The 2,618-nt window shown below is 63.4% G+C and carries 3 protein-coding genes; all 3 read right to left on the bottom strand.

The annotated features are described in order from the left end of the window. Window positions 1–181: 181 nt before the first annotated feature. Window positions 182–670 (bottom strand): asparaginase domain-containing protein, encoded by a 489-nt coding sequence (locus tag QWB57_RS00550; RefSeq protein WP_288967859.1) that lies wholly within the window; start codon window positions 668–670, stop codon window positions 182–184. Window positions 671–699: 29 nt separating this feature from the next. Continuing rightward, a complete protein-coding gene (locus QWB57_RS00545; protein ID WP_288967857.1) occupies window positions 700–2,283 on the bottom strand; it encodes a sulfotransferase in 1,584 nt (527 codons plus the stop codon). Then, on the bottom strand, window positions 2,280–2,618 hold a 339-nt coding region (locus tag QWB57_RS00540; RefSeq protein WP_288967855.1), incomplete at its 5' end, for a DUF2069 domain-containing protein. The genes QWB57_RS00540 and QWB57_RS00545, both read right to left, overlap by 4 nt.

The following is a 2,618-nucleotide window of genomic DNA, read 5'->3' as shown; positions in this document are numbered from 1 at the left end:
ACGCATACGCGGCATTCAGTGGTGTGGTGCTGTCCACCAGCACCAACTAATCAACCCTCAGTAGTGACGTGTTGATCTTGGACCCCGGCTTCGGCCGGGGTTCTTTTTTTGGACGCATACAACGTGCAGTCACTGCACGATCCCGCCAGGCTGGTGGGATCTTGTGTTGCGCCAGCAGAGCTCAGCCCAATGGTTCGAAGCGGTTGGCTTCCACGTTTTTGCGCACTTTCAGGGGGTCCCAAATACGCCCGTTCATGGCGATATACACGCCACTGGGAAGCGATTGCACCGCGCCAATCGCGCAACCGATATTGAATTCGGCATCCGAGCCGCGAAAGCGCGCCGGGCTGAGCGCACCAGTCATCACGATGGTCTTGTCGGGGATGCTTTGCAGCACTTTGCCGGTGGCCACCATCGAGTCGGTGCCGTGAGTCACCAGCACATGCCGGGTGGGCTGGGCGGCAATGGTGGCGCGGATCAGTTCGCGGTCGGCATCGGTGATGTGCAGCGAATCCTTGCGCAGGATCGGAATGACGCTGAAGCGGAAGGTGACCCCCAGCTCGCGCAGGATCATGCCGATTTGCGGGTCACCAATCTGGTAGTCCGACTTGTCGTCGAAGTAGATCTTGTCGATGGTGCCGCCGGTGGTGACGATCAGTAAATTGTCCATAAGCCCATTTTCCGACAAAACGGCTGCGCTTACAGCATCGGCGACGTCATTTCCAACAGCGCCAATAACGGATTGAGCAGTGCGCCATAGGCCAGCGCACGGGCTGCAGTGGCGCGCAGGGGTTGCCGCACTTGCGCGGCGCTGGCCGTGCGGACGCTGCGTGGGCTTTCATGGAAGGCGAGGCAAACCGGATCGAATAGCAGCCCGCAATGCGCCAACAGTGCGCGGATCTGCGGTTCCGGCGCATCCAGCAGGGCTTCGTAATGCTGCAAATGGATGCGGGTCGGGTCGCGTTCGCGGAAGCGATCCATCGCATGTTGGCAGTGTTGCATGTAGGTTGCGATATCAGCCAAGGTGTTGGCGAAATGTGGTTGGCTGTAGAACTGCTGCTTGAAGCACGACCACGCGGTTTCCAGCGGGTCGCGGCGGGTCTCGATCACGGTGGCACCGGGCAGCATGGCGCGCAGGATGCCGGCGTGTTTCCAGTTGTCCGGTTGCTTGTCGGTCATGCGCGGGTGGTGTTTGCGCCAGCGTGCGGTGCGCTGCAGGTAGGCCTGGCCAAGGCGCTGCCAATCCTGTGCACTGGCTTGCGGCACCCATTGTGGGTACGGCATGCCGCGCCGCTGGGATTCTTGTTGCAGCACGATGCCCAAATCCGGCAATTCACTGGCCCCTTCCACATCAGGGTGTGCAGCGAGGATTTGCTCGAACAAGGTCGAGCCCGAGCGGGGTAGCCCGACGATGAAAATGACCTCCTCACCCAAGTGCGGATCCACCGGTGCGGGCAGCTGTTGGCTGGTTGCCAGGGCCTGCTCCACAAAGCGCGTGAAGGCATCTGCGCTCCACGGTGTCAGCCGCTGTTGCAGCGCATTGGCCGCGGAAAATGCTGCCAGCGCGGCGCTGTGCTGGCCACGGTCTTCTTCCAATTTGCCCAGCGCATGCCCCATCGCAACCTTGTCGGTATCGGCACTCTCGCGACGCTGCAGTTGCGTGCGCAGGGCGCGGGCATCGGTCTCGGTCAGTGCCACGGTTTTGATATTGGACAGCCCGCGCCACGCATCGCCACAGGCTGGATGCACGGCCAGCGCGGCGCGATAGTGCTGTGCCGCCTCGTCAAAGCGGCCGGCATGCACCAATGCATCGCCCAGCAAAATCCTGGGTGGCAGGGCTTGCGGGGCCAGTGCAACGCCCTGGCTGAGGGCGGCAATCGCTGCATCGGTATTGCCCAGTTGCTGATGATTGCGGCCCAGGTTGAACCACGCCATCGCATGCTTGGGGTCCAGCGTGGTGGCGTGTTGCCAACAGGCCAGCGCGGCGTCGATATCGCCCAATGCTGCCTGCACGCTACCCAGGTCGCTATGCAGTTGGGCATCGTCGGGGCGGATGCGCAAGGCCTGTTGCAAGCTGGTCTGCGCCAGCGCCGGGCGGCGCGTTTGCAATTGCACGATGGCCAGATAGCGCAGCGGCTCGGGATGGTTTGCCGCCTGTTGGCAGGCTTGCAGCAGCAGGGATTCGGCACGGCGTGGGTCGCCATCACGCAAGGCGCGTGCACCGGCATGCACCGTGGCGATGATGGCCTGCGGCAGGCCTGCCATGCGCGGGTCGATATTCACGGCGCAGCCTGCTGCTTGGCGCGACGGGCGCGGTAGCCGGGCAGGCAGGCGGCATGGATCACCAGCAGCGCCAGCAAGGTTTCAGCCGCGGCCCAGCCGCGGCTGGCGGGGGCGGCCCATAGCAACATCACACCATGACTGAACCACAACAGTGCAAACACTGCGGCGATAAAGCCAATGCGTGGCCACTGGCGCAGGGCCCCCAGCGCAAGCAAGACCGGCGGGGTGGCAAATGCCAGCAGCCCCGCCAGCGGTTGCGCATGTTGCAGTGACCAGACGCCGTACATCGCCGCCAACGCCAGTAGTGCGGTGGCCAGATAGCGTGCGCTGGTCAT

The sequence above is a fragment of the uncultured Thermomonas sp. genome (assembly GCF_937872235.1).
In the GTDB taxonomy this organism is placed as follows: Bacteria; Pseudomonadota; Gammaproteobacteria; order Xanthomonadales; family Xanthomonadaceae; genus Thermomonas; species Thermomonas beijingensis.
This window is presented reverse-complemented; position numbering and strand designations above follow the sequence as displayed.